The organism is Shewanella sp. OMA3-2 (assembly GCF_021513195.1).
GTDB lineage: Bacteria > Pseudomonadota > Gammaproteobacteria > Enterobacterales > Shewanellaceae > Shewanella.
On sequence record NZ_CP090974.1, the window covers coordinates 959,036 to 983,316 of the forward strand.

A 24,281-nucleotide genomic window follows, 5' to 3' on the forward strand; every position below is an offset into this window, starting at 1 on the left:
TTAAAGAAGATGAAATTGTTAGGCGAGGTTAAGCTTGATTTAGCACTACATGTGGTATGGTGTGCGGTTAATGGTTGTTTGATCACCAGTAGCATTGATTATGCCTTTGATTTTTTGTATACGACCTTTGGGCAGATTGCCAAAATTGAATTTAATGTTAACCTTGTCGCATATAAATAGATTATTAGATATAGCCCACCCCAGTGCATCAAAATGAGTTACAGACTATGGTGTTGAACGATGGCGTCGCGAAGATGGGGGATTTAAGGTTGAAATCTTTGCACAGTTCCCCCCATTTAAATACTGACAATACTAGCGCAATTTATCGTGCTGAAAAATTGAATTCGTTGAGGTTACAACGGGTTAAGTTAACTTTGCCCCAACAACAGTATCAGTTGTTCTTACTCATACCTTACCTTTTACAGATTAATCATATTCAATTGCGGGTTTTATCGATGCTGCAACACCATCGGGAGTTTTTGGTTTCAACTTTTCATCTGCGCTCGAGCAAGCATGTATAATCATCGGCATTCCTTATATATCAGCAACTTCTGAGCAACCTGATGCATTTGAAGGCATTTACGCCATGGGAAGCTCATCCAGTTTTGGCCAAAACGTCAATAGTGATGTCGACATCTGGTTAGTGCATAACAGAACCTTGAGTCAGGTAGGTATAAATTTACTCCATAGAAAAGCTGTTCAATTAACAACTTGGTTTGCTCAATTTGATTTTGAAGTGAATTTTTACTTTATTCATCCTAATCAATTCCGCGAATGCAGTTTGTATGAGAACTGCCAACCATTAGGAGAAGAGCACAGTGGTTCTGTGCAGCATTGGCTGTTATTGGAAGAATTTTATCGCACCCATATTCGATTAGCAGGTAAACATGTGGCTTGGTGGCCTGAAGCAAGTGGTGATGAATTACTGTTTTTGGGAGACTTGAAAAATTTACCTGCTAGTGAGTATTTTGGTGCATCTTTATGGCAGTTATATAAAGGTCTCAATAAGCCGCATAAAGCGTTACTCAAGGTATTGTTGCTTGAGGTTTACGCTAGCGAATATCCGCAAAATCACATGGCTACAGAAAAAGTTTGGCAATATTGTTTAAATGATAATTTTTCTGAAGATAATGATGCTTACCTTATTCTATATCAGCGTATAGAACATTATTTATTCTCCCGCCGAGAAGTTAAAAGGCTTGAAATTGTACGACGTTGTTTTTACCTTAAATGCGGCATCGCATTATCTGAACCACAACAAACACAGCGTGATTGGCGTTATCAAAAATTAACGGATATGGTCACCAATTGGCGTTGGCCCTATAGTCTATTAGTCACCTTAGACAATGCAAAAAACTGGCATTCTGGTCAATTACAATGGTTTAACCAGCAGTTAAATGAGTTGTTGCTTGCTAGCTATAAAAACCTGCTGCAGTTTGCTTCTAAGCATGAACTTAGCGATCGCATGAGAGTTGAGGAGCTTGGCCTATTAGCGCGTAAGCTACATGGTTCTTTCAGTGATGACCCTCATACTTTACCACCACTGAATCCACTGTGGAGTCTAAATGTAAGTGAACCAGAACTTGCGGTATGGTTTTCAAAAAAGAAGACTCAATATCAATTGTTTAGAGGTGCCAGTGTCGCGGACAAACTAATCGGACAGCAAGCATTGTTTGTCGGAAAAACAGACGTAGATGTAGTCGCTTGGGCAGTGATGAATGGGTTGGTTACCGATAAAACATATTGGTATAGCATAGGACGAGATAAAGCTTACGCCACCAAATTAGCACGTCTAGCGAAAAGGTTAATGCCAAATGTTAATCATAACATTGAAGTGACCAAACGCCATTTATGCCAACCTTGGTTTTATCAGCATGTGATTGTTATCGCCAATATGAATAATGATGTTACTGAGCAATGGCTAGGGCAAGAGATCATGGTCGATTATATGAATGGTGATATTTTGTCTTTAGGTCGTGATAAGCAAAATATGGTGTCGAGTATTGATGTTATCAGCCTAAACAGTTGGGGTGAATGGCACAGTCATCGCTTTGAAGGTGAAGTTGCTGTATTAGAGGCACTGTCTTTTTTAGTACTAGGATTGAAACGTGCCAATGCACAAAGTCAGGTATCGGTATTATCCTGTTCAGCTAAGTTGGTCAAACAAATCCAGGACCAACTGACTCAACTATTGAGACTATGCCATCAAACCATTCAAAACGTCAGTGACAGCCAAACATTGCTAATTGAACTCAATATTGGCAGTCAAAAATACGGTCTACATTTCAACTCCTTGGGTATGGTTTATAAAGAGTTAACTAGCGCTAGCACTCTGTTTCACTATAACAGGCCCCGCCTAGTGACTCATTTACCTCGCCCAGAGCTTAATAATGAACCATTTTCTACGGTACCAGCAATTATTCAACGTTATGTAGCTCAAGGTGCAAAACAGTTTTTTTTGCGTCCATTGGGTCATAAATTGGAAGTTATTTTAGTCGATGAAACGAATGTATTGACGCATAGCGTGCTCGACAATATGACGATCGGCCAGTTAGTGAGTCAACAGAGTTTAAGTTTTCTGAAAGACAGCCATAGTGATCAGCAGGCATTTTTTAATATGCCGCAATTTTTTCGATTAGTGAGAAAAGAGGGCGTATTGCAGGTAGAGCCTTTTGGCGTAACGGAAGATGAAATGGGCTCAACTTTCTAGTTAAGCCCATTAACAATGGTAGCTGTGATTAAATTGTAATCACTATGCCACCTTGTTTTGCAATTGAATCAAGCACAAATGGTACAAAATCAATGTTATTACGGGTGTCTAACCATTTACCATTTTGGTAAGCAAAGTGATATCCACCTGTTTTGGTCGCTAACCAGATCTCATGCAAAGGTTCTTGCTTGTTGATCACAATTTGCGAACCATCTTCAAAGGTCAATTGCACTACATTACCGCTATAGTCGATATCCACATCCGCGTCTTGCTCGTCAATTGCGGTTTCAATAGCACTATCGATTGCGCTGAATATTTCATCAGCTAATTGGTGAAACTCTGTATCTGTCATAGCCATGCATTTCTATCCTTTGCTTTCTGCGTGATGAATGCGATTATAAGGCCTTTATTGATTAGATGCACAGATGTTGAGAAAAATGAGACTGCTTTTATTACTTTTGCTTGCTAGCCTAGTGCTAAGTGCCTGTGGTCAGAAAGGGCCTTTATATAAAACTCCCGCACCGGAAGACAATAAAACTTCCGCAGCGCCAGTGACGACTGACATAAAAGCATCACCGGCAGAAGCACCAACAGAAGCAGAATCAATAGCTGATAAGCAGCAATAATATAGGGAACGCATTGTGGATTTTTTTACTTATCAAAACAATAATTTATTTGCCGAAGGTTGTGACGTCAGTGGATTAGCCAAAAAATATGGTACGCCACTGTATATTTATTCCCGTGCAACACTAGAGCGCCATTGGCATGCTTTTGATAAGGCTGTCGCTAATCATCCTCATTTGGTTTGTTATGCGGTAAAAGCGAATTCTAACTTAGGTGTACTCAACGCCTTAGCCCGCCTTGGTAGTGGTTTCGATATTGTATCTGGCGGTGAATTGTCACGAGTGTTACAAGCCGGTGGTGACCCTAAAAAAGTGGTTTTTTCCGGTGTAGGTAAAACCGTCATTGAAATGGAGCAGGCATTACAGATCGGTATTTATTGTTTTAATGTTGAATCAAGTGCCGAACTTGAACTGTTAAATGAGGTCGCTGGCCGTTTAGGTAAAATCGCGCCGGTATCATTACGGGTTAATCCTGATGTAGATGCAGGAACGCACCCTTATATTTCTACCGGCTTAAAAGAAAATAAGTTTGGCATTGCGATGGAAGAGGCTGAACAGGTTTTTGCCCGTGCAGCTGAATTACCTCATTTACATGTTAAAGGGGTAGATTGCCATATTGGCTCGCAGTTAACTGAATTAAAACCTTTTTTAGATGCTATGGATCGTATGCTGTCTTTAATAGACCGTTTAGCTGAACAAGGTATTGTGATTGAGCATTTTGATGTAGGCGGCGGGTTAGGTGTGCCTTACAATAATGAAACACCTCCTCATCCAGATGCCTACGCCGCAGCGTTACTTGAACGCTTAGGGCAAAGACCTATCAAGCTGATTTTTGAACCAGGACGAGCTATTGCTGCCAATGCGGGTATTTTTGTTACTGAAGTCTTGTTCCTCAAAGAAAACAGCGACAAACGCTTTGCAATTGTGGATGGAGCAATGAACGACTTAATCCGCCCATCCCTTTACAGTGCATGGCAGAATATTATCCCCGTAATAAAAACAACCGCACCAACTCAGGCTTATGATGTCGTTGGCCCTGTATGTGAAACCGGTGATTTTTTAGGTAAAGACAGACAATTAGCGGTTAAAGCAGGCGACTTGTTAGCAGTACGTTCAAGTGGTGCATATGGCTTTGTGATGTCATCCAATTATAACTCTCGCCCACGGGTGGCTGAAGTGATGGTTGATGGTGAACAGGATATACTGGTGCGTGAGCGTGAAACCGTGGCGCAACTTTGGCAAGGTGAACACCTGCTACCTTAATGAGTAAATGGAAAAGGAAACACCTTTGATTCAATTCACTAAAATGCATGGGCTAGGTAACGACTTTATGGTTGTTGATGGTATTACCCAGAATGTATTTTTTTCGCCAGAGCAAATACGTCGATTAGCTAATCGAAATTTTGGGATTGGTTTTGATCAATTATTATTGGTCGAACCTCCCTATGATCCTGATTTAGATTTTCATTACCGTATTTTTAATGCCGATGGTAGCGAAGTTGAGCAATGTGGTAATGGCGCGCGATGCTTCGCTCGTTTTGTGCGTAATAAAGGCTTAACCAACAAGAATAAAATTCGCGTCAGCACCAGTTCGGGTAAAATAACTCTGCGTATTGAACGGGATGGCTTAGTGACGGTGAATATGGGCGTACCTGTAACAGACCCTAATCACATTCCGTTTAAAGCTAAAAAGAGTGAAAAAACCTATCTACTGCAAACACCGATGCAGACTTTCTTATGTGGTGCCGTTTCCATGGGGAATCCACATTGTGTATTAGAAGTGGAAGACGTAGAAAATGCAGCGGTTGCGGAAATAGGTGCCATGCTAACCAACCACGAACGATTCCCTAAAGGGGTGAATGTGGGCTTTATGCAAGTGATAAGCTCAGGTCATATTAAGCTTAGGGTTTATGAGCGTGGCGCTGCCGAAACGCTTGCTTGTGGCACTGGAGCCTGTGCTGCTGTTGCGGTAGGTATACTACAAGATAAGTTAGATAAAGAAGTTCGAGTGGACTTACCGGGTGGTTCATTGACCATTAATTGGGAAGGTGAAGGCAAGTCGTTGTGGATGACAGGTCCAGCTGAACATGTATATGATGGTCAAATACAGTTGTAATATTTAGGTAGATTAATTTTTTATGAGTGAGATAACGTCAACTGCTGATGTGGCATCAAACCAAGATACATTATCAAACGCACCATCAGATATTGATGCAATTGGTCAAGATTTGAGCGCTGAAATGTTGGCGAATTTTCGTAACCAAGTGTTAGATGAAAATCTAGTGCGTGAATATTTACTCGATAACCCTGAGTTTTTCAATCGTCACCCTGAGTTATTGATCGCGCTAAAGTTGAATCATCATCAGCGTGGGGTAGTGTCACTGGTTGAGCGAAGGCAAGAAATGCTGCGCAGTAAGGTGACTCAGCTTGAAGAAGAAATTACCGCACTAATGAATGTGGCAAAGCAGAATGAGCGCATTTTTTTGTTCAATAATGAATTGTCATTTCAATTACTGGCTTGCAAAGAGCTAAGTGAACTTAGGCAAACATTGTTTGAAGGATTAAAGGCTGAATTTGGTTTCACCCATGTGCGTTTAATTACCGTTCATGATATTGACAGTGAATTAGCTAATATTTGGCGTCATCGCATTCACAATAATTATTATTTTGGCCGATTAACCCAGTCAGAATCAAAACGTTTATTTGGTAGTGAAGTTGGTTCTGTTGCATTAACCAGATTATCTGCTGAAAATGGTCAGGTCATATTTGCCATAGCGAGCGCAGACGCTGCTCATTTTTACCCTAATATGGATTCGTTATTATTTAGCCAATTACGTCGCTTGCTGAGCCATTTATTAGCGACATTTTGACCTAGTGATTGGTAACTGATTCGTGCATGGTCTAGTCTTGGTGTAGTGTTCAAACAATATGATATTCAAGGTTATGGCGTTCAAGATGCGGCTGCGTGCACACATTAAGCAGGAATTGCAGTGATAACACAAACCGACTGGCAGGCTCAATATCGCCAATACCTGACCTTTGAACGTCAGTTATCGGCTTACACTATTCGCAATTATTTTTTTGAGCTCAATCGTGCTCAATCCTTACTGGGCGAAGATGTTTATTTGCACATGGCTACCCGCGAGCAGTTACAAAGTGTGCTAGCCAAATTGCATCGACAAGGATTAAGTCCGCGCTCCATTGCATTAAGTTTGTCGGCACAAAAACAATTTTATGCGTTTTTACTGCGTGAGAATGTTGTGGCAATAAATCCTGCTAAAACCCTCAGCGCACCCAAGCAAAATAAACCACTGCCTAAAAATATGGATGTTGATGCAGTTAGTCATTTACTGGATATTGACGCTAATGATCCGCTGGCTACTCGTGATAAAGCTATTATGGAGTTATTTTATTCTAGCGGGCTACGTTTAGCTGAACTCGCAGCCTTAAATTATGATGATATTCAGTTTGATAATGCTGAAGTTAAAGTCATGGGTAAAGGCAGTAAACAACGAATTGTGCCAGTAGGAAAGATGGCTATGGAGGCGTTAGCCTCATGGCTTGAACGTCGTGCAGACATGCCAACTCAAGATGCCGGTAATGCCTTGTTTGTCAGTAACCAAGGCAAGCGACTATCGCACCGTAGCATTCAAGCAAGAATGAATAAGTGGGGCCAAGAGCAAGCATTATCGATCAAAGTGCATCCACATAAATTACGTCATTCTTTTGCGACACATATGCTTGAATCCAGTGCTGATTTACGTGCAGTACAAGAGTTACTGGGTCACGCCAATCTTTCTACTACTCAAATTTATACCAGTTTAGACTTTCAGCATCTGGCTAAGGTCTACGATGGTGCTCATCCTAGAGCGAAAAAAAAATAAGGGGAACTCATAATGGTGCATACCTTAGCGCAGCAAACCCAAGCTGATATAGTTCAATATCAACGGCTTCAGCCTTTTAAAGCTATTAGTTTTGACTTAGATGACACCTTATATGATAACAAACCTATCATCAGCAAGGCTGTTGCGGAGTCATTTAGCCTGTTACACAGTAAGTACCCTAAATCTAGCCGTTGGACGGCGACTGACTGGCAACATTGTAAACTTGCACTGCAAACGCAACAGCCGGAATTAGTGCATGATACCTCCGCAGCGCGCTACGCCATGCTACGTCAAGGGTTAATGCAGTTAGGTTATAGTGAAATGGACGCCAGCCATGGGGCGCAAGCCGAGTTAGATTGTTTTCAGCACTATCGCAGTGATTTCACTATCGCTCAAGATATACTTATTACGCTTAATACATTAAAACAACACTTTACTTTAGTGGGTATTACTAATGGTAATGTGGACGCGAGTCGTATTGGTTTAGATGCGGTAATGCAGTTTGTTTTGCATCCAGGCTATGGGGTTAAAATGAAGCCAGCTGCTGATATGTTTGATTTAGCCTGTAAACAGTTAGCGATCAAGCCGTCAGAATTACTGCATGTAGGCGATCACCCTAACTCAGACATTGTCGGGGCTAAAACGGCTGGATGCCAGACCGTTTGGCTAAACCCTTGTCAGCAAAAAAAGCATAAAAGCCCTGCAAGTTTATTACCCCATATCGCGATAAATCAGTTGTCGTCACTGGTTAGCTTGATTTAGGTTTTAGCACCACACCCGCACGTTGTTTCATTTGATCAACCTGCTCATGGCTGGCGTGCATGTCGGCATCATCTACGCGAAAATAACTACCACCGTAGGGATCAGTGCCGATATAAATAGGCCTAAGTTTGGGGTCAACCGCAGGCACATGGATTCGAATCAACTTCTTACCCATAATTTCAATAATTTGTACGTCGGTAGGCGATAGAATATTGTGGCTGATTTTTTGTGGATTATTGAGAATTTGCCAAATTTCACTGAGCATAGGCATAGGATTAACAATACCCTCAATACTAAATTCACCGTGGTCTTCTTTCACGCCTAGAATGATTTCCCCTCCTAAGGTATTCGCAAAGGCGCTATAGGTTTCCCACATTACTTCTGGCAACTGGCCGTTGCCATCCCGCCCGCCTGCTAATTTAAATTCAACCTGAACAGATTCATGCAAGTTAGCAATGTCATCTAAAGCAAAGGTTGGATAACAATGAGTCTTCATAGGGGCTACCAATAATTGATATTCTCATTTTAGCTTATGAATAAATGACTAGAAAAGAAAGCCTAAAGTGGATACCAGCAAATAAATGTCATTCAGGTAATGACGAACCAAGTGGAGAAGAAGAAGTTTGCAGTTCGCTTTTATAATGCCAATGCTTTTGGAAAAAGCAGATGGTTCTCAAGATGGATATGCATTTGTAAGTCCGCATCGAACTCTGCCAAGGTTTTGTAGCAGGTACGCCATGTGTTACAAACGCCTTCTGGCACCTGATAGTTATGCGTAATCTGTCTCAGTTTCACCAAGATCTCAGCGGCATTATCATGCTCATGTACCATCACATTAATGGGATTACCTATGTGAGCAAAACAACCATTGACTGCTTGCCCTAAACTTAATGAGCGTATAGCAGGAAATAAAATGCGTTCTTCTTTCATTAAATGCGGCATTAACTCAGCCACTAATGCATTTACCCATTGAGCTAAAGGCAATATTTCATCATGGTCATCACCATGGGCATTGACCATTCTTGCGCTATATTCTTGCAATAACGGTGCAGTGTCACGCACGTACTTATGGTGGGTAGCCTCAATATGATCAACTAACTCAATCAATGACAATTTATCTAATTCAGCCAGTTGTGCTTGGTGTTCAGGTGCGCATGATTCAAAGGTAAACATTGCAATTCCAGAGAGGCAAATAGTAAAGTAGGATTTTAAATGCATCTTTTGACGGTGCAAGCGAATCCTCACTGTTCTGTTAGGCTAATCACAATTTTTGACCTGTAACTGTGCAGAAATTTATTTTTTGGGGCACTGGTCAGTAAGCTAGGCATAACCTGTAGTGTTGTGATTTAACGTTGCTCGTCAAGGTGTGGCTTGCTCATTCAAGGCACTGCATCTAAGGTTTAACCCCCTTACCCATGCGAATTTCTATTCTCGATTGAAAAGACGATTTAAATGCAGATACAGGATCTTGTTCGACAATAATATACCAATCGTATCCTTGCTTTTCGGTCAGTATTGCTGCATGTGCCAAAGCATTTTTGGGGACGAGAACTTTATTTTTTCCTACTACACTGATAATAAAATAATTATCAGTAATTCGATGCTCAGTATAGCGATATCCATCAGCTTGATGGAACGACTGAGGCTTAGTGTGACTAGTACACCCACTGAGTAACATAAGGATGAAAACAGCTAAAAACGCGATCTTATTACACATGCATAAACCTCTGATACAAAATGATGTACCCAATAGTGCGGGATAAAAATATTAGCCCGCATTGCGATTATTGAGTGTTTTTATTGGCTAACGTGCTCAGGACTTGATGCTCCTGTGTGGGTGTCAGTGGCGCGCCAACCATTAGAGTATCTAATACAGTATCAATAGCTGAGCCGCCGCTGGCTGTTTGATATTCAGCTTGAGAGACGGGGTCGAGAGTATATTCAACCTTAGCCATTTGTTGCCATTGACCTTGTTGCTGACAGGCGACATTTTCGCTGAAAAGCTGTTGTTTTTGCTTATTATACTGTCGACAAAATTCACCTTGCTGATTATAAAAGCTTAGTTGAATAGACAGAGTGCTGTCGTCATCTAGCTGTGCTGCCACTCCACTAGGTAAGTGGGTGAGTTGCTCGGTAATTGCGGTATTTAAACCGGCAATATCAGGTTCGATTTGAGTTTGAGTGTCTAATTGAGACACACCATAACCTACTAATAAAGCAATCACGGCAACCGCTGCCGCATATTGCTGCACTTGTTGTTGTGCTTTGCGCCACCAAGGAAAAACAATTACGTTAGTCGCTGCTGAAGTCGATTCCTCAAGCAGGGTCATGGTGGCTTCGGGGATCGGTTGTTGATCGATAGCTTGATAGTAGTTTGTTACCATAGGATCTATCATGGCGAGATCTGCTAAGCGTTCAGCAATCATGTCATTGTCTATCAGCGCGAGCCTAACACGCTCCATTTCTGCTTCGGGTAATTCAGCATCTAAAAATGCCGATAAAGTTTCATCACTTAAGTTCATGCCATGCTCCCGTTAGGTTGCTTAAAATAATTGACCATATTGACTCTCGCTCTCGCTAAACGGCTCATGATCGTGCCTGCTGGAATAGCCAGAATATCAGCGGCTTCACTGTAGCTCAGACCTTGAACAGCAATAAGCGATAGAACTTCACGTTGTTCGTCCGATAAGCTGTTCATTGCTAGATTCACTTCATCTAAGGTAATATCGTTAATGACATCGGCTTCACCATCGCTGTAATTTTCAGCTTGTAACTCAGGTTTTGCGGTGGCTAGCGTGCGCACTTTTTGTGAGCGATAGTCATCAATCCATTGATTCCGGCATATTTTAAAAGCCCACTTAGCTAACAGGACATCTTCCGGTGGCGGCGACTTAAGGATCCGCAATAAAGTGTTTTGCACTAAATCATCGGCATCGTGCATTGAGCCTGTTAATGAGTAGGCAAAGCGTCTTAATGCCGGCAGTAGTGTGGTTAATTCTGTCTTCATATTTTAAGATATACTCCTCTTCGTCCCAAAGTCGGTTTACCATTGTTAACGGTCCAATGGGGAAGTTTATTCCAGCAGGGAGGGAATTTTTGTTGTTGTCAGACGTTTTCATCTTACAGACTATAGGCAAAATTAGGTTAATCAATGAGAACAATAAAAAAATATAAACTGACGTTATTAGTACTTGCACTTGGGTTGACGTCATTATTGGCATTTGTGCCAGTGATTGCTTCGGCACAACTGCTTCCCATAACAACCCTACCTAACACAGTGGTCGATAATTTGGACCGCACTATGAATCGTAATGCTGAGCGTATGCAGCAACTTCAACAACAAAGGTTAATTGAACAACAGCTACAGCAATCCATTGTCACCAAAGCGCAACTGCTAGACCCTCTATTACAGTTACCGGCAGTTGTCCCCATTATTGATAACCATGGCAAGCTACTTTGGAATGATGTTCAGGTAGAATTAGGCTTGCGAGCCATTGAGAGAGAATGGTTACTGTTGGTATCACCAAGCCAATGGCAGGAGTTGGTGGCTACGGTTCCCGCGTTAAGCAAGCTGGTGCAAACTCGCAAAAACCTAGACAGTTTAGGGTTGCAATTAATCAAGATTAAAGTGCCTGAGTCATTAGATAATATGACCATGTTGCGTCAGCAGTTACCTGAACTTCTGGCACCTTATCTCAGTCGTAATTTTCTCTACCAGCCTCAAACTTCTGAAGATATTCCCCAAGCGTCAAACGAGCTGATGTCGACCGCTGTCGAGACTAAATTGGCGGCAATGTGTGAGTTACCCATTACACTCGGTATGGTAGATACCGCCATTTTGGTTGATCATGCAGCTTGGCCTACTGAGGTTAATCGCTTTCGACTAATACAGCGTCATTTTTTGCCAGAGGCAATACCAAAATCATACAGTCATGGTACCGCCGTTGCCGGCGTTTTAGCGGGTGATAACACTGACTTAAGCCCACTCTTACCATCATTGACTTTATACAGTGCAGGGGCGTTTTATGCCCAAAATGATTATCAGCAAGGGGCGACACTGGACAGTATTTTGCAAGCACTCAACTGGTTAGTCGAACAACAAAGTAGAGTGATTAACATGAGTCTAACGGGGCCGGATAATGCAGTGTTGAGCCAAGTGGTGACACGTCTAGTGGCAAAAAATATTATTCTAGTTGCCGCGGTAGGTAATGGAGGCCTGGCTGCAGTGCCTTTATATCCTGCCGCTTACGATGGTGTGATTGCGGTGACTGCAGTTGATGATACTCAGGTGTTGTATCGCTGGGCTAACCAAGGGGAGTATATCGATTTTGCAGCATTGGGAGTTAAGGTATTAACCACTCGCGCTGATGGAAGCATCGGGCGCGAGAGTGGTACTTCAATAGCAGCTCCATTGGTCAGCGCTAAAGTTGCTTGTCTGCTTGCTAGTATGCCAGAGCTAACGTTAGTACAGGTTGTTACGCAATTACAGCAACAGGCGCTAGACCTAGGTGTGCCAGGCAAAGACAATCAGTATGGTTATGGCTTACTCACTCGACCGTTAAAAACTGGCCTGTAACATTAATCCAGCTCGAGTGTCATCATAATTTGCACTGCTTAGTGTTGACTGAAAATCACCATACTCGATTGAGGTTAATACAGCCCAATGCTGACCAAAGTTAACTTCCCATTTCGCATCATACTGCTGCTGTACATCATCTCGGTCATTGCCGTCGTTTTGGGTCTGATAGCCACGTTGAGTTAACTTAACGCCGAATTGAAGTTTATGTTGCAACTGCCACAGTGAAAACTGATTGGATACCCGAGCAGTCATTCCCGGTGCAGTATAACTAAATTCAGGGCTCTGGGTCTTTTCATCCTCATAGGTCACCCCAAGTGAAATAAAACGCTGACCTTGATTAAAGAACCAAAATGAATCCAAACCAGCGGTATAGTTTTTAGCATCGCGCGCTGCAAATTGGCTAAACTGTTTATCTGCGACCATCACACTAGGGCGAAGAAACCAACTGTCGTTTAGCGTGTGCATGCTATACACGCTAGCTTGGTTTAAGGTTAAAAAGTCGCTGTTATCTAAATCTGCTTGAGCGTGGTAAACACTTGCACCTATAGTGGTTGTCGATATTGCGTAGCTCATGTCCACAAAAGCCAATTGTAAGCGCGAGTCGTAATCGCTGGCAGTTTGATAACGTTTTTCATTAATGCTGTAGCCGCTGTCTAGGCGGACCTTGTTGCTAATTTGCCAACCTAAGTCCACTTGGGCATCAAGTACTACGGCGGTGTCAGACTCGCCACTCGCTTGCTCAAGTTCACTGATGTTAACGTTAGATTGATATTCCATCCCTGCTTTTACTTTACCGCTGAGTGACAAGTCATCTGAGCTTGCTTTAGCGTATGTTGAAGAAGAGCCAATTGCGATAACTATGGCGGTTGAAATAGCGGCGTAACGATAAGATAAGGCCATCATCTTGGCTCCAATTAGAATTGATAGAAATGGTTGAAAATAAGCCGGCATAACTGCCGGCATAGATTGCGAGAGATTAACGGATACCCATAGTGAGCTTATAAACCACTCGATAAGCGAATAGTGTTTTGGATAGTGTTATTGACTTCAGCGCTCACGGTTTGACTTACGGCTTGGGTCACTTGCTCACGCGCATTTTGTTGCACTAGCTCGCTGGCATTGGCTTGTAATTGTTGTTGAACGGCATTCAATGCGTTTGCATTGACAGCCGCTGATGTCGCGCTAGATACCGCAGAGTTTGTTGCAGCCGATACTGCGTTGCTGGTGGCAAGGAGTGTATCGGCATTGATGTTGGCTTGCAGTTGTTGAGCGCTATTGACGGCACCTTTTACTGAAGTTGTGACTGCATTGTTATTTGCTGCAGTATCTACAGCACTTGTTGACGCCATAGCCACAGTACCTTCAGTCGTATCAGCTAATGCCAATTCAGCTGAGTTACCAAAAGATGATGCACCACTTAAAGAGCTTGACGCTAAATTAGCCGTTGTACCTGTAGACGCCGCTAATGCAGCTGAGCCCGATGCCTGCATTGTTGATGAGAGTGCTTCAGTCGATGCAGAGAGTTGGTTGGCAAAGTTGTTAGTGACTACCGTACCGTCAGTGGCCAGAGTGGTTAATTGATTTGTGGTAAATAAACTTACAGAGTCTGCGGTTGCCATTGAGGCATCAACAGATGAGGTTAAAGTGGTTACGGCTTCAGCCGTTGGGGCTGAGGCTAAAAATTGGCTGCCTGATGCAGTTGCTGATCCAACAGACATTGATGCGGAATTATTTTTTTCTGCAGCCTCAGTTGCTTCAGCGTCAGTTGCTTTAGAGTCATTTACGACAGTTTGATCAGTACTTGCTAGGTTTGAATTCGACTCGCTTGCAGTTGAACTGCTAATCGCTGAGCTGCTTGTGTCAGAGCGGTTCGATGTTGATGTGCTATTGGTATTTTGCACATTAGCATTGGCACGATTGTTTTGTGCTTGCCCCTGACTATATTGAACATCTGTTTGAGCAGATAGTGATGTCGACGCGGTCATTTCAGCACTCATTGCCATTGATGAAAAACAAGCTAGTGCGATCAGAGTTGGTTTAAATAATGTTTTCATGGTAATTCCCTCGTAATGTCGTTATTGACACTGTGATAACGAGACAACTACAGGTTCTATTCCATTTATTTTGAAAATAATTTTTTTATGAGTTCATTATTGTTATTTTTTACCCTTTTAAAGGGAGTTTTCTGCCAATAAACATACCGACTAGCATAGCGATGACAAACCCAATAAATTTACCGTCTAAATTGGCTAAGTTAACAATAGCAGGCCCTGGACAAATACCCACTAATCCCCAGCCTAAGCCAAATAAGCATGCGCCGATTAATAACTTTCTATCGATATGTTTTTTGGTAGGTAAAAAGAATTGATTGTCTAATAGCGGTTTACTTTTCGGTTTGACTAACAGCATATAACCGATACTGAATACACTTAGTCCTGCAGCCATCACAATCGCAAGACTTGGGTCCCATTGGCCAAAAACGTCTAAAAAATTAAGTACTTTATTAGCATCAACCATTTGGGTAACAGTTAAGCCCAGTCCAAATAAACTGCCAGCAATAAACGCGACTAGTGCACGTATAAGAGAAGGTGAATGACGGTATTGGCTCATTTATCCTCCTACAACATGACGGTTGATAAACACCACAATTGCAGCGACCAACATAAATACTATCGTTGCGACTATGGAGCGTACGGACATTCTACCTATGCCGCAAATACCATGGCCACTTGTACAGCCTCCGCCTAAATAAGCTCCAAACCCCACAACAAATCCGCCACAAATGGTTAATCCCCAGCTGGCATCTAATGTGGTAGGTAAAGTCAGACTAGCAAAAGGAGCGAGTAACCCACTGGCAATTAATCCCCCTAAAAAAGCCCAGCGCCAGCTCGTATGAGGGGTGTTGAATTGTAAAGCGCCACTTAAAATGCCAGATATTCCAGCAATGCGCCCATTAACTACCAACAACAGTAATGCGCCAAAACCAAGAAGTGCGCCACCTATTAACGCGCTGATGGGGGTGAATTCAGTCATGTTTATTTCACTTAATGAGATAAAAATAACAGTTTATCATATGGCAAAAATTAACCTAGTATGGTTAATGAGTGATTCACATTAAGCAGGTATAATGGCGCTATTATTGAAAGTTAAGAGCCATATAGATGAAATTAAGGCATGTAGATAAACCGCAGTATCGCAAGATGACTAATCAAGTCCAATTTGGCGTGATAGCCATTTTAGCGATTTCGTCATTAGTGTTTGGTCAAATGTTAATTGCACTATTAGGGTCTACCACAGTGGTATCTGGCCAACCAACGGGAAACTTCTATTTTAACTTTGGCGGCGTAATTATGGGGCTTATGCTATGCACTTTAGTGGTAAAGCATGGCCGTAAAAAACCACAATATGCTGACGTCTATTACGTTTGGCAGCTGAAGCAATTACAAAATAAAATTTACCGAAAATTGAATGCGGTTCAACAAGCTGCCGCTGATAATAATGTAAATGCACTAATCGTATTATGTTTTTATTATAAAAGTTTAGCGATTGTTTATGAGTTAGATAACAATACTTTGACCATGGAAGAAGTCAATCGACAAGTCAGTCTGGTAGAGCAAAAAATTCAAGATAGTAACTTAAACTGTAATGCAGATGATTTCAGCGTTGAACTGTTAAGTGATTTTTAAAGTATGATTTAACCGTAATTGATTTTATATCACTGTCTAATTAGTCAATTAACACAAAAAAGCCAAGGTGGAAACCTTGGCTTTTTGTTAGAACAAATTCAATCATATTTAACGTACTTAAACCGTTAGATAGCAATGCTGTTAACCGTTAGCTTCACATCAATATTACCGCGAACCGCATTCGAATATGGACACACTTGGTGAGCAGCCTGAACTAGCTTAACCGCATCATCTTGCGCTAAATCTAATTCAACCGCTAATGCGACAGTAAGCGCAAACCCCTTATTATCATTCGGACCTATACCCACAGTAGCGGTTGTTGGCGCAGCTTTAATAGCGACTTTCATTTCACGTGCTACATGTAAAATGGCGTTCGAGAAACAGGCTGCATAGCCCGCGGCAAATAACTGCTCAGGGTTAGTGTGCTCGCCAGTGCCTCCCATTTCTTTTGGATAGCTCAAGCCGACATCGAGTTTTTTATCATCTGTAGTCACTTGACCATTACGACCTGCTAACGCTGTTGCTGAAGTTGTGTATAAAGTTGTCATAGAAATACCTCAAAAATAAGTAATATTAAGTTGTGCGCAATTAAGTTGTATTCACTATAGGTTATGTTTTTTCAATTTGCAATTAAATTGCGCGCAATTTAATTTGTGTTAATCATCAACCCAACTGTTTTATTAATATAACCTCATACGTAAAGGCGAGTTTTCAGCCCAATCAAGCTCGATATCTCAGCCCAGTTCATCGTCATATATCAACCTTTGTGATGACATTTGTGGCTCAAAATTTAACTAAAGTTGGATGATAAAGCCATTGTGTAATGATTTTGTCATTTGATTGTCATTCTGTATTAGCACAATAGCCGAACTTGTCTGACCTGTTGAGGTGGTTAGCATGCAGACATCATCATGAGTTCAATAAGGAATATCGAATGAAAACAGGGTTAAGTCGTCGCGATTTTTTAGCTATGTCAGCCAAAGGAGTTAGTGCGGTCGTTGTGTCATATGGATTAATGGGCTGTAACAGCGATGATGAAGCCATCTACTCTGGCCAATTTTTGCAGGGTATTGCCAGTGGCGACCCAGCCAAAGATGCTGTGATCTTATGGACCAGAGTTACTCCAGACGTTGAAGCTGATATCACAGTGTCATGGGAAGTGGCCCGAGATGCTAATTTTAGCCAAATAGTCACTAACGGCGTAATGAAAACCAATGCTAAACGTGACTATACGGTGAAAATTGATGCGGTTGGCCTTGACGCTGGCAAAGGATACTTTTATCGCTTTAAATCGGGTAAATATATTTCAGACGTTGGCATGACTAAAACCTTACCAGAAGGCACTGTTGATTCAGTTAAATTGGCTGTGATGTCATGTGCAAACTATCCAGCAGGATATTTCAATGTATACGCATTGGCGGCTCAGCGCGATGATTTGGATGCGGTTATTCATCTGGGAGATTACTTGTATGAATACGGTCGTGGCGGGTATGCCAGTGAAGATGCGGCGGCTTTAGGTCGTGAAGTATTACCTGCGGGGGAGTTATTATTACTTAATGATTATCGCACGCGTTACGCCCAATACCGTAGTGATATGAGTTTGCAAAAACTGCATGCAAAAGTCGCTTTTATCACGGTATGGGACGATCACGAAGTGGCTAATGACACCTGGCGAGAGGGTGCTGAAAATCACAATGACAATGAAGGGGATTTTGATTTACGTAAGCAAGCGGCACTGCAAGCGTATTTTGAATGGCTGCCCATTCGTCCTTGGAGTGAAGGTAACCATCAAGAGATTTATCGTAGCTTTAACTATGGTGATTTAGTGGATTTACATATGCTAGATACTCGATTGCTGGGGCGAGACAAACAGCTAGACTATGCTAACTACATGGACCCGGCAACAAAGGCATTTAATAGCGCCGCCTTTTTAGGTGATGTAACGGATGTTAATCGCACCATGCTAGGCCAATCTCAATTATTATGGTTACAGCAAACATTACTTGAATCCACAGCTAAGTGGCAGGTGCTAGGACAGCAAGTGTTGATGGGCAAAATGTTGCTACCAGCGGCGATAGCGACGCAACAAATGAGTATTCCTCAATTTGCTCAGCTGACGACGTTAGCTCAATTAGCCGCGCGTGCGCAGGCGGGCGATCCGACATTATCTGCGCAAGAGTTAGCGTATTTACAAGCAAATCAAAGCCAGCTGACCCCTGAGGTGATAACCTTACTTCAATTGCCATCAATTCCTTATAATTTAGATGCTTGGGATGGCTATGCCTATGAGCGTGAAGTTATTTTAGCGACGGCAAAATCGATGCAACATAATCTTGTGGTTGTGGCGGGTGACACTCACAATGCTTGGGCCAGTGAACTTGTTGACAATCAGGGAGATACGGTTGGGGTTGAGTTTGCAACTAGCTCAGTGTCTTCACCAGGGTTGGAATATTATTTGGGTCTATCAGATGATGAAATGCCGGCAACGGAAGCAGCAATTGTTAATCTTGTTACTGATTTAAAATATGCTAATTTAAAAGATCGTGGTTACTTATTACTGACATTTAATGCCGAAGAAGCAAGTAGCGAGTGGCTGTATGTAAACACTATTAAAGATAAGTCATTCACGACAGTAGTTGAGCGTTCTGCATCCGCAACCGTTAAAGCCCAACAACCCAAAATTATTATTAGTTAATAATCTCACTCTTAAGCCAATATGAGTGGTGATATTGGCTTAAGTGTTCATTGCCTGAGGTGATAAATGGCTAGTTTAGTCTATGGTGAGCGCGACAATTTTTAGTGGGTGGTTGTCATCAAAAGAAGGGAAGTCCTGGTGACAATTCAGCCATTCAATATTAAGAATATTTCGACCTTGCTTTTCAACGCAGCGAATTAAACTGTCCAACCATGCTTGACGTTCCACTTTAGCCACATTATTACAGCACACTATAGTGCCGCCCGCTTTAGTGGTTAGCATGGCGGGTTTAAATAAACCCTGGTAATCGTTAATTAAATCCACCACCCCAAAGACACTTTTGGCAAAACGTGGCGGGTCTAAAAACACTAAATCGAAACTGGTTTTAGCCAGCTTAGGAAACTTTGGCAGTTTTTGATTGCGACGTCCGCCAACGGGTAAACCGGCTAGTTGACGCAAGGCTGGAAACGCATCGCTTTGTATGAACTCACATACAGATTCCACTTTATTCAGCGTGGCATTTTTCTGGCCTGCTGCTAATGCAAAAGATGAAAAATCGACATTCATTACCCGTTTGGCACCGCCAACGGCGGCCGCAGTACCAATACCGCACGTATATGAAAATAGATTCAACACTGTTTTATTTTGACTGTGCTTATACATGTATTCACGGCCAATACGCATGTCTAAAAACAGTAATGGATCTTGGCCTTCATGGCGTAACTTAGTGGTAAAGGCGATACCGTTTTCATGCATCACTTGTTCCGACATAGCATAGTCTTGTGCTTCGTTGACTAAGTTGTTTGCTACGCGAGAGTTCTTATGTGAGCGGTCGTTGTAAACCACAAAAAAATCGCCATGTAGCGATAAAACATCAGTAATTTTTTTAAGTTGCACATCACTCAACGTGTCATGAAAAGACTGCACCAACCAGGCATCGCCATAGCGGTCGATGTTTAAGCCGTTAGCGCCTTCAACTGTGCCATGAAATACCCGGTAGCAGTCAGTGTTATTTAGCTTAGCTTGAGCAAAAAAGGCTTGGCGCTTTAGCATGGCATCAGCGAGCACTTTACTAAAATCTATTTCATCTGATGGTATTAATGAAGGGGTAGAAGGCGTTTGAGTGGTCATAAGAGAAGCCGCTTGAATATGGTTGCAAGCCGACTATTATATCAGAGAATTTTATGTGGTTTCGAATAACGACAAGGTTTATTTAAGCGATTAATTATCTGACACTGGGTGAACCTTAAATGTTTTGTCAGCAACAATTTTATCGTTCAGTTCTAGCGTCATCCGCCAATCTCCGGTTTTATTGCTAACCGGCGCCCAGATACAATCACCTAAATAAAATTGCCAATCGTTTTGTTTAATAAAAACTTCACCGTCAAAAGGCGGACGAATATTGCCCTCAGCATCCGGTATATTGGGGTGATAAATGCAATAACGTAGCCGCTGGTTTTTAGCTTTGCGAATACGAACGATAAAGCCAAATTCGATATCTAGCGTGGCAGGAACATGCACTGTTGCCTGTAAAAATTGTGGCAACTTTTCACTTTTGCTGTCCCATTGACTAAAAATGCCGCTGTAAACAATGCTGACATTGGGCTTAAGTTTACTCACGAACAACACCTTTACTATCTTAAATTACTCATCGCCAGATGCTAGCGGCGAAACATACTGCTTAAAACTAATGCTGCGCATTATTATCTTGTAGGTGTTTCAGTGCAGCTTGCAGGGCAAACTGATAACCCTGTGCGCCTAAGCCACAAATAACGCCAATGGCTTTATCAGAAAAATACGAGTGATGTCTAAATGGCTCTCGGGCATGAACATTGGATAAATGCACTTCAATAAACGGAATAGCAACGCCCAAGATAGCATCGCGTATGGCTACGCTGGTATGGGTAAATGCCGCCGGATTAATAATAATAAACTGTGCGTCGGTTGCATGAATCGCATCAATAATTTCATGTTCCGCATTAGATTGAATATGGTCGAGTACTACACCCGCAGCACTGGCAGGTCCTTGCAATTCAGACACTATGGCCGCCAAGTTTTGTGTGCCGTAATGGCCTGGCTCACGACGTCCCAGTAAATTTAAATTAGGGCCATTAACTAATAAAATTTTTGCGGTTTGGCTCATGATAATCCTTTGGCAATCACACTAGGAGAGGTTATTTATTATTTCAGTTAGCTTGTTTTTAACCCAAGTTAGCTATTCAGTAAACTTAAATTTATTCAAGCAAGTCAATTAATCAAACTTTGGCTTACCCTGGCGCAATGCTTTAGTGGCGCCGCGTTGTTTTTTGGTTTCAATACGCCGTTTTTGACTGCCTTTAGTCGCTTTGGTTGCAATACGCTTTTTGGCGACAATGGTGGCGCTTTTTACCAGCAAAATAAATTGCTCTAATGCCTGCTGTCGGTTGAAATCTTGACTGCGAGATTGCTGGCACTTAATAATGATTTTACCGCTTTGGGTAATACGGTGATCAGCTTTAGTTAACAGCTTTTGTTTATAAAAGTCAGGTAACGACGATTGATTGATGTCGAAGATCAGTTGTGCAGCGGTAGACACTTTATTGATATGTTGCCCACCCGCACCGCTTGAGCGCACAAATTGCCACTCAATTTCTTTGTCTTCGATGGTTACGCTATTAGTAATATTTATCATACTGTAAAGGGTATCACTTTTTAGATTAAAAATAGTTATATATTGGCGACAGTAATATTTGTTATGATTCGCGTCATTGAAGTGAATGTCTGGTAGACCAATTTTATGGCTACTTAGCCATGACACCGGAGCTGTTTATGTTATGCCAAATTTCTGATATCGCCAAAGGCGTTATTAGCCTGTTTGTAAGCGGGCGTTTGTCTGCCAAAGATTATCGCGCATGTTTACAACCCGCGATTAAATCTTACCGCAAAGACTGGGGTCAAGTGTGCTTGTATATTGAAGCCGATGTGCTGTTAGAGGGGTGGGAGTTTGGCTCGTTAACCGGCAGTGGTGAAGTACAGTTGCCTGAGTTTGATGCATTAGTGTTTGTTGGCGGCCCTGACTGGGTGGGTAACTCTGTTAGATTAATGGGACCGTTTATGCAAGGTGAAGTAGCCTGGTTTCCATTAGCGCAAAAGCAAGATGCCATTAATTGGATTACCAAACGATCACAGCACAAAGCTTAATTGTGACAGCTTAATCATGACAAAAAATTTGTATTATAAGAATTAAGGCAACTTGTCTAATTCAGTGTTAACACATCAAGGAAATACTATGTTATTCAAAAAATTATTAGCATTATCGGCAGTGGGTATTTTCACCTTAGGCTTAGCAGCATGTACGCCTGAAGTGGGTAGTGATGCCTGGTGTAAGCAAATGAAAGATAAAAAGAGTGGTGATTGGTCAGCCAATGAAGCGGCCGATTATGCTAAACACTGCGTATTTAAATAAACGCCGTTTTAGATGATTTACATGAGCCACCTTAATTCGTTTTCAATGATGCAATCAATCAAGTTTTTGGTTGTGGTTATTGTGCTGCAGTTTACCGGCGCGAATTTGGGTGGCCATCAATTACATATTGGCAATAGTACTGAAGAGCAAGCTAATCACGAGCATATTCAGTTTAGCGCTAATGTGGATATGACAGCCTTGGTTGTGCTGGCTGAATGTATTCAGTGCAGTTGTGCTGCCGATGGTGCCCGCGAACATGCTCCTACCGATGATCATTCTCACCCAGCACCAACAGACAAAATGGTTGATTTATGCCTAGACTGCCAATGTCATGGCGGTTTAGTGGCCATTGTTATTCCTGATAATGTTGACGCCGCAACACAAATTACTCAACAACCGCTACAAATGACACCTTCATATTTAGCACCTGCTTTAGGTGCATCGTACCGCCCTCCAATAGCGTAAATCCTGTTTAATTCACTTTATGGTCAGTTTGCCGTGACAACACGCAAGCTTGAATCTTTTTAGTAGCTGAATTAGTACTTTTTTGCCTTTAAAGCTGCTTAGCTTTAAGTCATAGCAGCAAGAGTGCTCACTTCAGTTATGTTTGAATTCTAGGATTTATCATGACATTTTTATCTACTTTACTGCCGACCTTTATGTCTGCAACTGGGTTATTTAATACTTCTGCTTATTGTAAAAGTAACCTCTATTACCGTGCTGTTTTAATGGCAATCCCGTTGCTTTTATTACCTTGCCAATTAATTGCGGGCGAAAATCATGCGCAAGCGGAAGCGTTAACTCAGTCTGATTTAACTAATGCTGATTTAAATAAGGCTGAGCAAGAACATGCAGCTGCATTGATTATTACGCCATCACAGCGTCAACTTGCTAATATTCAAGTAGAAACGCTGACATTTAGTCCATTTGATTTAACCTCAGTCGCCACTGCCCAGCTGGTGGTCGATAAAGATAAAACCGTGACCATAGCGCCGCAACTGGCGATGCAAGTATTAAAACGCCATGTGGTGCCGGGTCAGCAAGTGGTTAAAGGCCAGGCGCTGTTAACCTTAGGTGGCACCGAAATAGCCCAGGCACAGGCTGACTATATTAATGCCGCCACAGAATGGCAGCGGGTAAGTCGAATGAGTAAAGGGACCATTAGTGCCAGTGAGAAAATGCGCACCGAGGTTAATGCAGAACTAAAGCGGGCGGTATTAAACGCCACCATGATGACTAATAAGCAAATATTGACCTTAACCACTTCACCTCAATCTATTGGTCAGTTTCAGCTTTTAGCGCCAATCAGTGGCCGAGTACAACAAGATGAAGCCATGTTAGGTCAAGTATTAGAGGCGGGGACGCCGTTAATGCAGTTAACCGACGAGTCATTTTTATGGGTAGAAGCGCAGCTAACACCAAGGCAATCGGAACGAGTCGATATTGGGCAATCGGCTCTGGTGCGTGTTGGCCAACGTAATGTCACTGGTGTAGTGATTGGTCGCTCCCATGAGCTAAATGCGATTACCCGTACCGAGCAAGTGTGGATCAGTATGGCTAATCCGCAGCACGTTTTACATGCGGGTGAATTTGCAGAGTTGTACTTTCAGCAAAGTGATCCAAAGGGCGATAAATCAGCACAAACCACTGCATTATCTTCACTAAACGGCATTATTGTCCCCGACAGCGCATTAACCCGCAGCAGTGATGGTGACTGGCAAATCTTTGTTGAAAATAAAGAGGGTTTTGAAGCGGTTGAAATTGAAGTGCTACAAAGTCAACGCGGGCTGAATTTAATTACTGGTATAGAAAGTGGGTCGCAAGTGGTGGTATCAGGGGCCTTCTTTTTGGCGTCTGAATTGGCTAAATCTGGCTTTGATATTCACAACCACTAGGA

General features: G+C 42.2%; 28 protein-coding genes and 1 pseudogene. 14 read left to right on the forward strand and 15 right to left on the reverse strand.

Annotated features, from left to right (window positions below; genetic code table 11):
• Positions 1-451 precede the first annotated feature (451 nt).
• Complete coding sequence (locus L0B17_RS04230; RefSeq protein ID WP_443019936.1) at positions 452-2,710, forward strand: class I adenylate cyclase; 2,259 nt, start codon at positions 452-454, stop codon at positions 2,708-2,710.
• Positions 2,711-2,738: 28 nt separating this feature from the next.
• Here L0B17_RS04230 and cyaY read toward each other — a convergent pair whose 3' ends face one another.
• Positions 2,739-3,068, reverse strand: coding sequence for an iron donor protein CyaY (gene cyaY, locus L0B17_RS04235; protein ID WP_235087819.1), 330 nt, complete (start codon positions 3,066-3,068; stop codon positions 2,739-2,741).
• 79 nt (positions 3,069-3,147) lie between these two features.
• On the opposite strand from cyaY, the gene lptM reads away from it, so the two are divergent.
• The 6 genes from lptM (at position 3,148) to L0B17_RS04265 (ending at position 7,979) form a co-directional block, all read left to right on the forward strand.
• Positions 3,148-3,336, forward strand: a complete 189-nt coding sequence (gene lptM / locus L0B17_RS04240; RefSeq protein ID WP_235087821.1) for an LPS translocon maturation chaperone LptM — start codon at positions 3,148-3,150, stop codon at positions 3,334-3,336.
• 15 nt (positions 3,337-3,351) lie between these two features.
• A complete protein-coding gene (gene lysA, locus L0B17_RS04245) occupies positions 3,352-4,596 on the forward strand; it encodes a diaminopimelate decarboxylase (RefSeq protein ID WP_235087822.1) in 1,245 nt (414 codons plus the stop codon).
• 25 nt (positions 4,597-4,621) lie between these two features.
• Positions 4,622-5,449, forward strand: a complete 828-nt coding sequence (dapF, locus tag L0B17_RS04250) for a diaminopimelate epimerase (RefSeq protein WP_235087824.1) — start codon at positions 4,622-4,624, stop codon at positions 5,447-5,449.
• Between the two features lie 124 nt (positions 5,450-5,573).
• Positions 5,574-6,203: a DUF484 family protein gene (locus tag L0B17_RS04255; RefSeq protein ID WP_235089567.1), complete on the forward strand. Its 630-nt coding sequence runs from the start codon at positions 5,574-5,576 to the stop codon at positions 6,201-6,203.
• A 123-nt stretch (positions 6,204-6,326) separates the two neighbouring features.
• On the forward strand, positions 6,327-7,217 hold the full coding sequence (xerC, locus tag L0B17_RS04260; RefSeq protein WP_235089570.1) for a tyrosine recombinase XerC: 891 nt from the start codon (positions 6,327-6,329) through the stop codon (positions 7,215-7,217).
• Between the two features lie 12 nt (positions 7,218-7,229).
• Complete coding sequence (locus L0B17_RS04265) at positions 7,230-7,979, forward strand: HAD-IA family hydrolase (RefSeq protein WP_235087826.1); 750 nt, start codon at positions 7,230-7,232, stop codon at positions 7,977-7,979.
• On the opposite strand, the gene L0B17_RS04270 is transcribed toward L0B17_RS04265, so the two are convergent.
• The 5 genes and pseudogenes from L0B17_RS04270 to L0B17_RS04290 all read right to left on the reverse strand — a co-directional run bounded on the left by L0B17_RS04270 (position 7,966) and on the right by L0B17_RS04290 (position 10,986).
• Positions 7,966-8,475, reverse strand: a complete 510-nt coding sequence (locus L0B17_RS04270; RefSeq protein ID WP_235087828.1) for an AlbA family DNA-binding domain-containing protein — start codon at positions 8,473-8,475, stop codon at positions 7,966-7,968. The two genes, L0B17_RS04265 and L0B17_RS04270, sit on opposite strands and share 14 nt — an antisense overlap.
• Positions 8,476-8,615: 140 nt before the next feature.
• A pseudogene (locus L0B17_RS04275) lies at positions 8,616-9,104 on the reverse strand (hemerythrin domain-containing protein); the annotation flags it as partial.
• 268 nt (positions 9,105-9,372) lie between these two features.
• The gene (locus tag L0B17_RS04280; RefSeq protein WP_235087829.1) at positions 9,373-9,696 is read right to left on the reverse strand and encodes a CC0125/CC1285 family lipoprotein; all 324 of its coding nucleotides are present in this window, start codon (positions 9,694-9,696) and stop codon (positions 9,373-9,375) included.
• 67 nt (positions 9,697-9,763) lie between these two features.
• Positions 9,764-10,501: a hypothetical protein gene (locus L0B17_RS04285; protein WP_235087831.1), complete on the reverse strand. Its 738-nt coding sequence runs from the start codon at positions 10,499-10,501 to the stop codon at positions 9,764-9,766.
• A complete protein-coding gene (locus L0B17_RS04290; RefSeq protein ID WP_235087832.1) occupies positions 10,498-10,986 on the reverse strand; it encodes an RNA polymerase sigma factor in 489 nt (162 codons plus the stop codon). The genes L0B17_RS04285 and L0B17_RS04290 overlap by 4 nt, the downstream gene beginning before the upstream one ends.
• A 144-nt stretch (positions 10,987-11,130) precedes the next feature.
• On the opposite strand from L0B17_RS04290, the gene L0B17_RS04295 reads away from it, so the two are divergent.
• Positions 11,131-12,555: a S8 family serine peptidase gene (locus L0B17_RS04295; RefSeq protein WP_235087834.1), complete on the forward strand. Its 1,425-nt coding sequence runs from the start codon at positions 11,131-11,133 to the stop codon at positions 12,553-12,555.
• Here L0B17_RS04295 and L0B17_RS04300 read toward each other — a convergent pair.
• The 4 genes from L0B17_RS04300 to L0B17_RS04315 all read right to left on the reverse strand — a co-directional run bounded on the left by L0B17_RS04300 (position 12,538) and on the right by L0B17_RS04315 (position 15,591).
• Positions 12,538-13,461 (reverse strand): surface lipoprotein assembly modifier, encoded by a 924-nt coding sequence (locus L0B17_RS04300; RefSeq protein ID WP_235087836.1) that lies wholly within the window; start codon positions 13,459-13,461, stop codon positions 12,538-12,540. The genes L0B17_RS04295 and L0B17_RS04300 overlap by 18 nt on opposite strands.
• A gap of 95 nt (positions 13,462-13,556) precedes the next feature.
• On the reverse strand, positions 13,557-14,612 hold the full coding sequence (locus L0B17_RS04305) for a hypothetical protein (protein WP_235087837.1): 1,056 nt from the start codon (positions 14,610-14,612) through the stop codon (positions 13,557-13,559).
• A gap of 109 nt (positions 14,613-14,721) precedes the next feature.
• Complete coding sequence (locus L0B17_RS04310) at positions 14,722-15,168, reverse strand: YeeE/YedE family protein (RefSeq protein WP_235087839.1); 447 nt, start codon at positions 15,166-15,168, stop codon at positions 14,722-14,724.
• The gene (locus L0B17_RS04315) at positions 15,169-15,591 is read right to left on the reverse strand and encodes a YeeE/YedE family protein (protein WP_235087840.1); all 423 of its coding nucleotides are present in this window, start codon (positions 15,589-15,591) and stop codon (positions 15,169-15,171) included.
• A 128-nt stretch (positions 15,592-15,719) separates the two neighbouring features.
• On the opposite strand from L0B17_RS04315, the gene L0B17_RS04320 reads away from it, so the two are divergent.
• Positions 15,720-16,244 (forward strand): DUF3087 family protein, encoded by a 525-nt coding sequence (locus L0B17_RS04320; protein WP_235087842.1) that lies wholly within the window; start codon positions 15,720-15,722, stop codon positions 16,242-16,244.
• A 125-nt stretch (positions 16,245-16,369) separates the two neighbouring features.
• Here L0B17_RS04320 and L0B17_RS04325 read toward each other — a convergent pair whose 3' ends face one another.
• On the reverse strand, positions 16,370-16,792 hold the full coding sequence (locus tag L0B17_RS04325; protein WP_235087843.1) for an organic hydroperoxide resistance protein: 423 nt from the start codon (positions 16,790-16,792) through the stop codon (positions 16,370-16,372).
• Positions 16,793-17,178: 386 nt separating this feature from the next.
• Here L0B17_RS04325 and L0B17_RS04330 point away from each other — a divergent pair, with 386 nt between their 5' ends.
• Positions 17,179-18,939, forward strand: a complete 1,761-nt coding sequence (locus tag L0B17_RS04330; protein WP_235087845.1) for an alkaline phosphatase D family protein — start codon at positions 17,179-17,181, stop codon at positions 18,937-18,939.
• Positions 18,940-19,014: 75 nt separating this feature from the next.
• On the opposite strand, the gene L0B17_RS04335 is transcribed toward L0B17_RS04330, so the two are convergent.
• The 4 genes from L0B17_RS04335 to arfB all read right to left on the reverse strand — a co-directional run bounded on the left by L0B17_RS04335 (position 19,015) and on the right by arfB (position 21,610).
• A complete protein-coding gene (locus L0B17_RS04335; protein ID WP_235089580.1) occupies positions 19,015-19,992 on the reverse strand; it encodes a class I SAM-dependent rRNA methyltransferase in 978 nt (325 codons plus the stop codon).
• 168 nt (positions 19,993-20,160) lie between these two features.
• Positions 20,161-20,559: a DUF3859 domain-containing protein gene (locus L0B17_RS04340; RefSeq protein WP_235087846.1), complete on the reverse strand. Its 399-nt coding sequence runs from the start codon at positions 20,557-20,559 to the stop codon at positions 20,161-20,163.
• Between the two features lie 67 nt (positions 20,560-20,626).
• Complete coding sequence (gene aroQ / locus L0B17_RS04345) at positions 20,627-21,082, reverse strand: type II 3-dehydroquinate dehydratase (protein WP_235087848.1); 456 nt, start codon at positions 21,080-21,082, stop codon at positions 20,627-20,629.
• Positions 21,083-21,190: 108 nt separating this feature from the next.
• Entirely contained in the window at positions 21,191-21,610 is a 420-nt protein-coding gene (gene arfB, locus L0B17_RS04350; RefSeq protein WP_235087850.1) for an alternative ribosome rescue aminoacyl-tRNA hydrolase ArfB, read from the reverse strand.
• Positions 21,611-21,747: 137 nt separating this feature from the next.
• Between arfB and L0B17_RS04355 the strand changes: the two genes are divergently transcribed.
• The 4 genes from L0B17_RS04355 to L0B17_RS04370 all read left to right on the forward strand — a co-directional run bounded on the left by L0B17_RS04355 (position 21,748) and on the right by L0B17_RS04370 (position 24,279).
• Positions 21,748-22,119 carry an STAS/SEC14 domain-containing protein gene (locus tag L0B17_RS04355; RefSeq protein ID WP_235087851.1) on the forward strand — a complete coding sequence of 124 codons (372 nt, stop codon included), beginning with the start codon at positions 21,748-21,750 and terminating at the stop codon, positions 22,117-22,119.
• A gap of 88 nt (positions 22,120-22,207) precedes the next feature.
• Positions 22,208-22,384, forward strand: coding sequence for a DUF3012 domain-containing protein (locus L0B17_RS04360; RefSeq protein WP_235087853.1), 177 nt, complete (start codon positions 22,208-22,210; stop codon positions 22,382-22,384).
• Positions 22,385-22,405: 21 nt separating this feature from the next.
• Positions 22,406-22,849, forward strand: a complete 444-nt coding sequence (locus L0B17_RS04365; protein WP_235087855.1) for a hypothetical protein — start codon at positions 22,406-22,408, stop codon at positions 22,847-22,849.
• 161 nt (positions 22,850-23,010) lie between these two features.
• A complete protein-coding gene (locus L0B17_RS04370) occupies positions 23,011-24,279 on the forward strand; it encodes an efflux RND transporter periplasmic adaptor subunit (RefSeq protein WP_235087857.1) in 1,269 nt (422 codons plus the stop codon).
• Positions 24,280-24,281 lie beyond the last annotated feature (2 nt).

Excerpts from the sequence above, each read along its gene's own strand:
- cyaY (WP_235087819.1), bottom strand. The coding sequence starts at position 3,068 with ATGGCTATGACAGATACAGAGTTTCACCAATTAGCTGATGAAATATTC.
- lptM (WP_235087821.1), top strand. The coding sequence starts at position 3,148 with ATGAGACTGCTTTTATTACTTTTGCTTGCTAGCCTAGTGCTAAGTGCC.
- L0B17_RS04255 (WP_235089567.1), top strand. The coding sequence starts at position 5,574 with ATGTTGGCGAATTTTCGTAACCAAGTGTTAGATGAAAATCTAGTGCGT.
- L0B17_RS04265 (WP_235087826.1), top strand. The coding sequence starts at position 7,230 with ATGGTGCATACCTTAGCGCAGCAAACCCAAGCTGATATAGTTCAATAT.
- L0B17_RS04270 (WP_235087828.1), bottom strand. The coding sequence starts at position 8,475 with ATGAAGACTCATTGTTATCCAACCTTTGCTTTAGATGACATTGCTAAC.
- L0B17_RS04280 (WP_235087829.1), bottom strand. The coding sequence starts at position 9,696 with ATGTGTAATAAGATCGCGTTTTTAGCTGTTTTCATCCTTATGTTACTC.
- L0B17_RS04285 (WP_235087831.1), bottom strand. The coding sequence starts at position 10,501 with ATGAACTTAAGTGATGAAACTTTATCGGCATTTTTAGATGCTGAATTA.
- L0B17_RS04290 (WP_235087832.1), bottom strand. The coding sequence starts at position 10,986 with ATGAAGACAGAATTAACCACACTACTGCCGGCATTAAGACGCTTTGCC.
- L0B17_RS04295 (WP_235087834.1), top strand. The coding sequence starts at position 11,131 with ATGAGAACAATAAAAAAATATAAACTGACGTTATTAGTACTTGCACTT.
- L0B17_RS04300 (WP_235087836.1), bottom strand. The coding sequence starts at position 13,461 with ATGATGGCCTTATCTTATCGTTACGCCGCTATTTCAACCGCCATAGTT.
- L0B17_RS04305 (WP_235087837.1), bottom strand. The coding sequence starts at position 14,612 with ATGAAAACATTATTTAAACCAACTCTGATCGCACTAGCTTGTTTTTCA.
- L0B17_RS04310 (WP_235087839.1), bottom strand. The coding sequence starts at position 15,168 with ATGAGCCAATACCGTCATTCACCTTCTCTTATACGTGCACTAGTCGCG.
- L0B17_RS04315 (WP_235087840.1), bottom strand. The coding sequence starts at position 15,591 with ATGACTGAATTCACCCCCATCAGCGCGTTAATAGGTGGCGCACTTCTT.
- L0B17_RS04320 (WP_235087842.1), top strand. The coding sequence starts at position 15,720 with ATGAAATTAAGGCATGTAGATAAACCGCAGTATCGCAAGATGACTAAT.
- L0B17_RS04325 (WP_235087843.1), bottom strand. The coding sequence starts at position 16,792 with ATGACAACTTTATACACAACTTCAGCAACAGCGTTAGCAGGTCGTAAT.
- L0B17_RS04330 (WP_235087845.1), top strand. The coding sequence starts at position 17,179 with ATGAAAACAGGGTTAAGTCGTCGCGATTTTTTAGCTATGTCAGCCAAA.
- L0B17_RS04335 (WP_235089580.1), bottom strand. The coding sequence starts at position 19,992 with ATGCTAAAGCGCCAAGCCTTTTTTGCTCAAGCTAAGCTAAATAACACT.
- aroQ (WP_235087848.1), bottom strand. The coding sequence starts at position 21,082 with ATGAGCCAAACCGCAAAAATTTTATTAGTTAATGGCCCTAATTTAAAT.
- arfB (WP_235087850.1), bottom strand. The coding sequence starts at position 21,610 with ATGATAAATATTACTAATAGCGTAACCATCGAAGACAAAGAAATTGAG.
- L0B17_RS04355 (WP_235087851.1), top strand. The coding sequence starts at position 21,748 with ATGTTATGCCAAATTTCTGATATCGCCAAAGGCGTTATTAGCCTGTTT.
- L0B17_RS04360 (WP_235087853.1), top strand. The coding sequence starts at position 22,208 with ATGTTATTCAAAAAATTATTAGCATTATCGGCAGTGGGTATTTTCACC.
- L0B17_RS04365 (WP_235087855.1), top strand. The coding sequence starts at position 22,406 with ATGAGCCACCTTAATTCGTTTTCAATGATGCAATCAATCAAGTTTTTG.
- L0B17_RS04370 (WP_235087857.1), top strand. The coding sequence starts at position 23,011 with ATGACATTTTTATCTACTTTACTGCCGACCTTTATGTCTGCAACTGGG.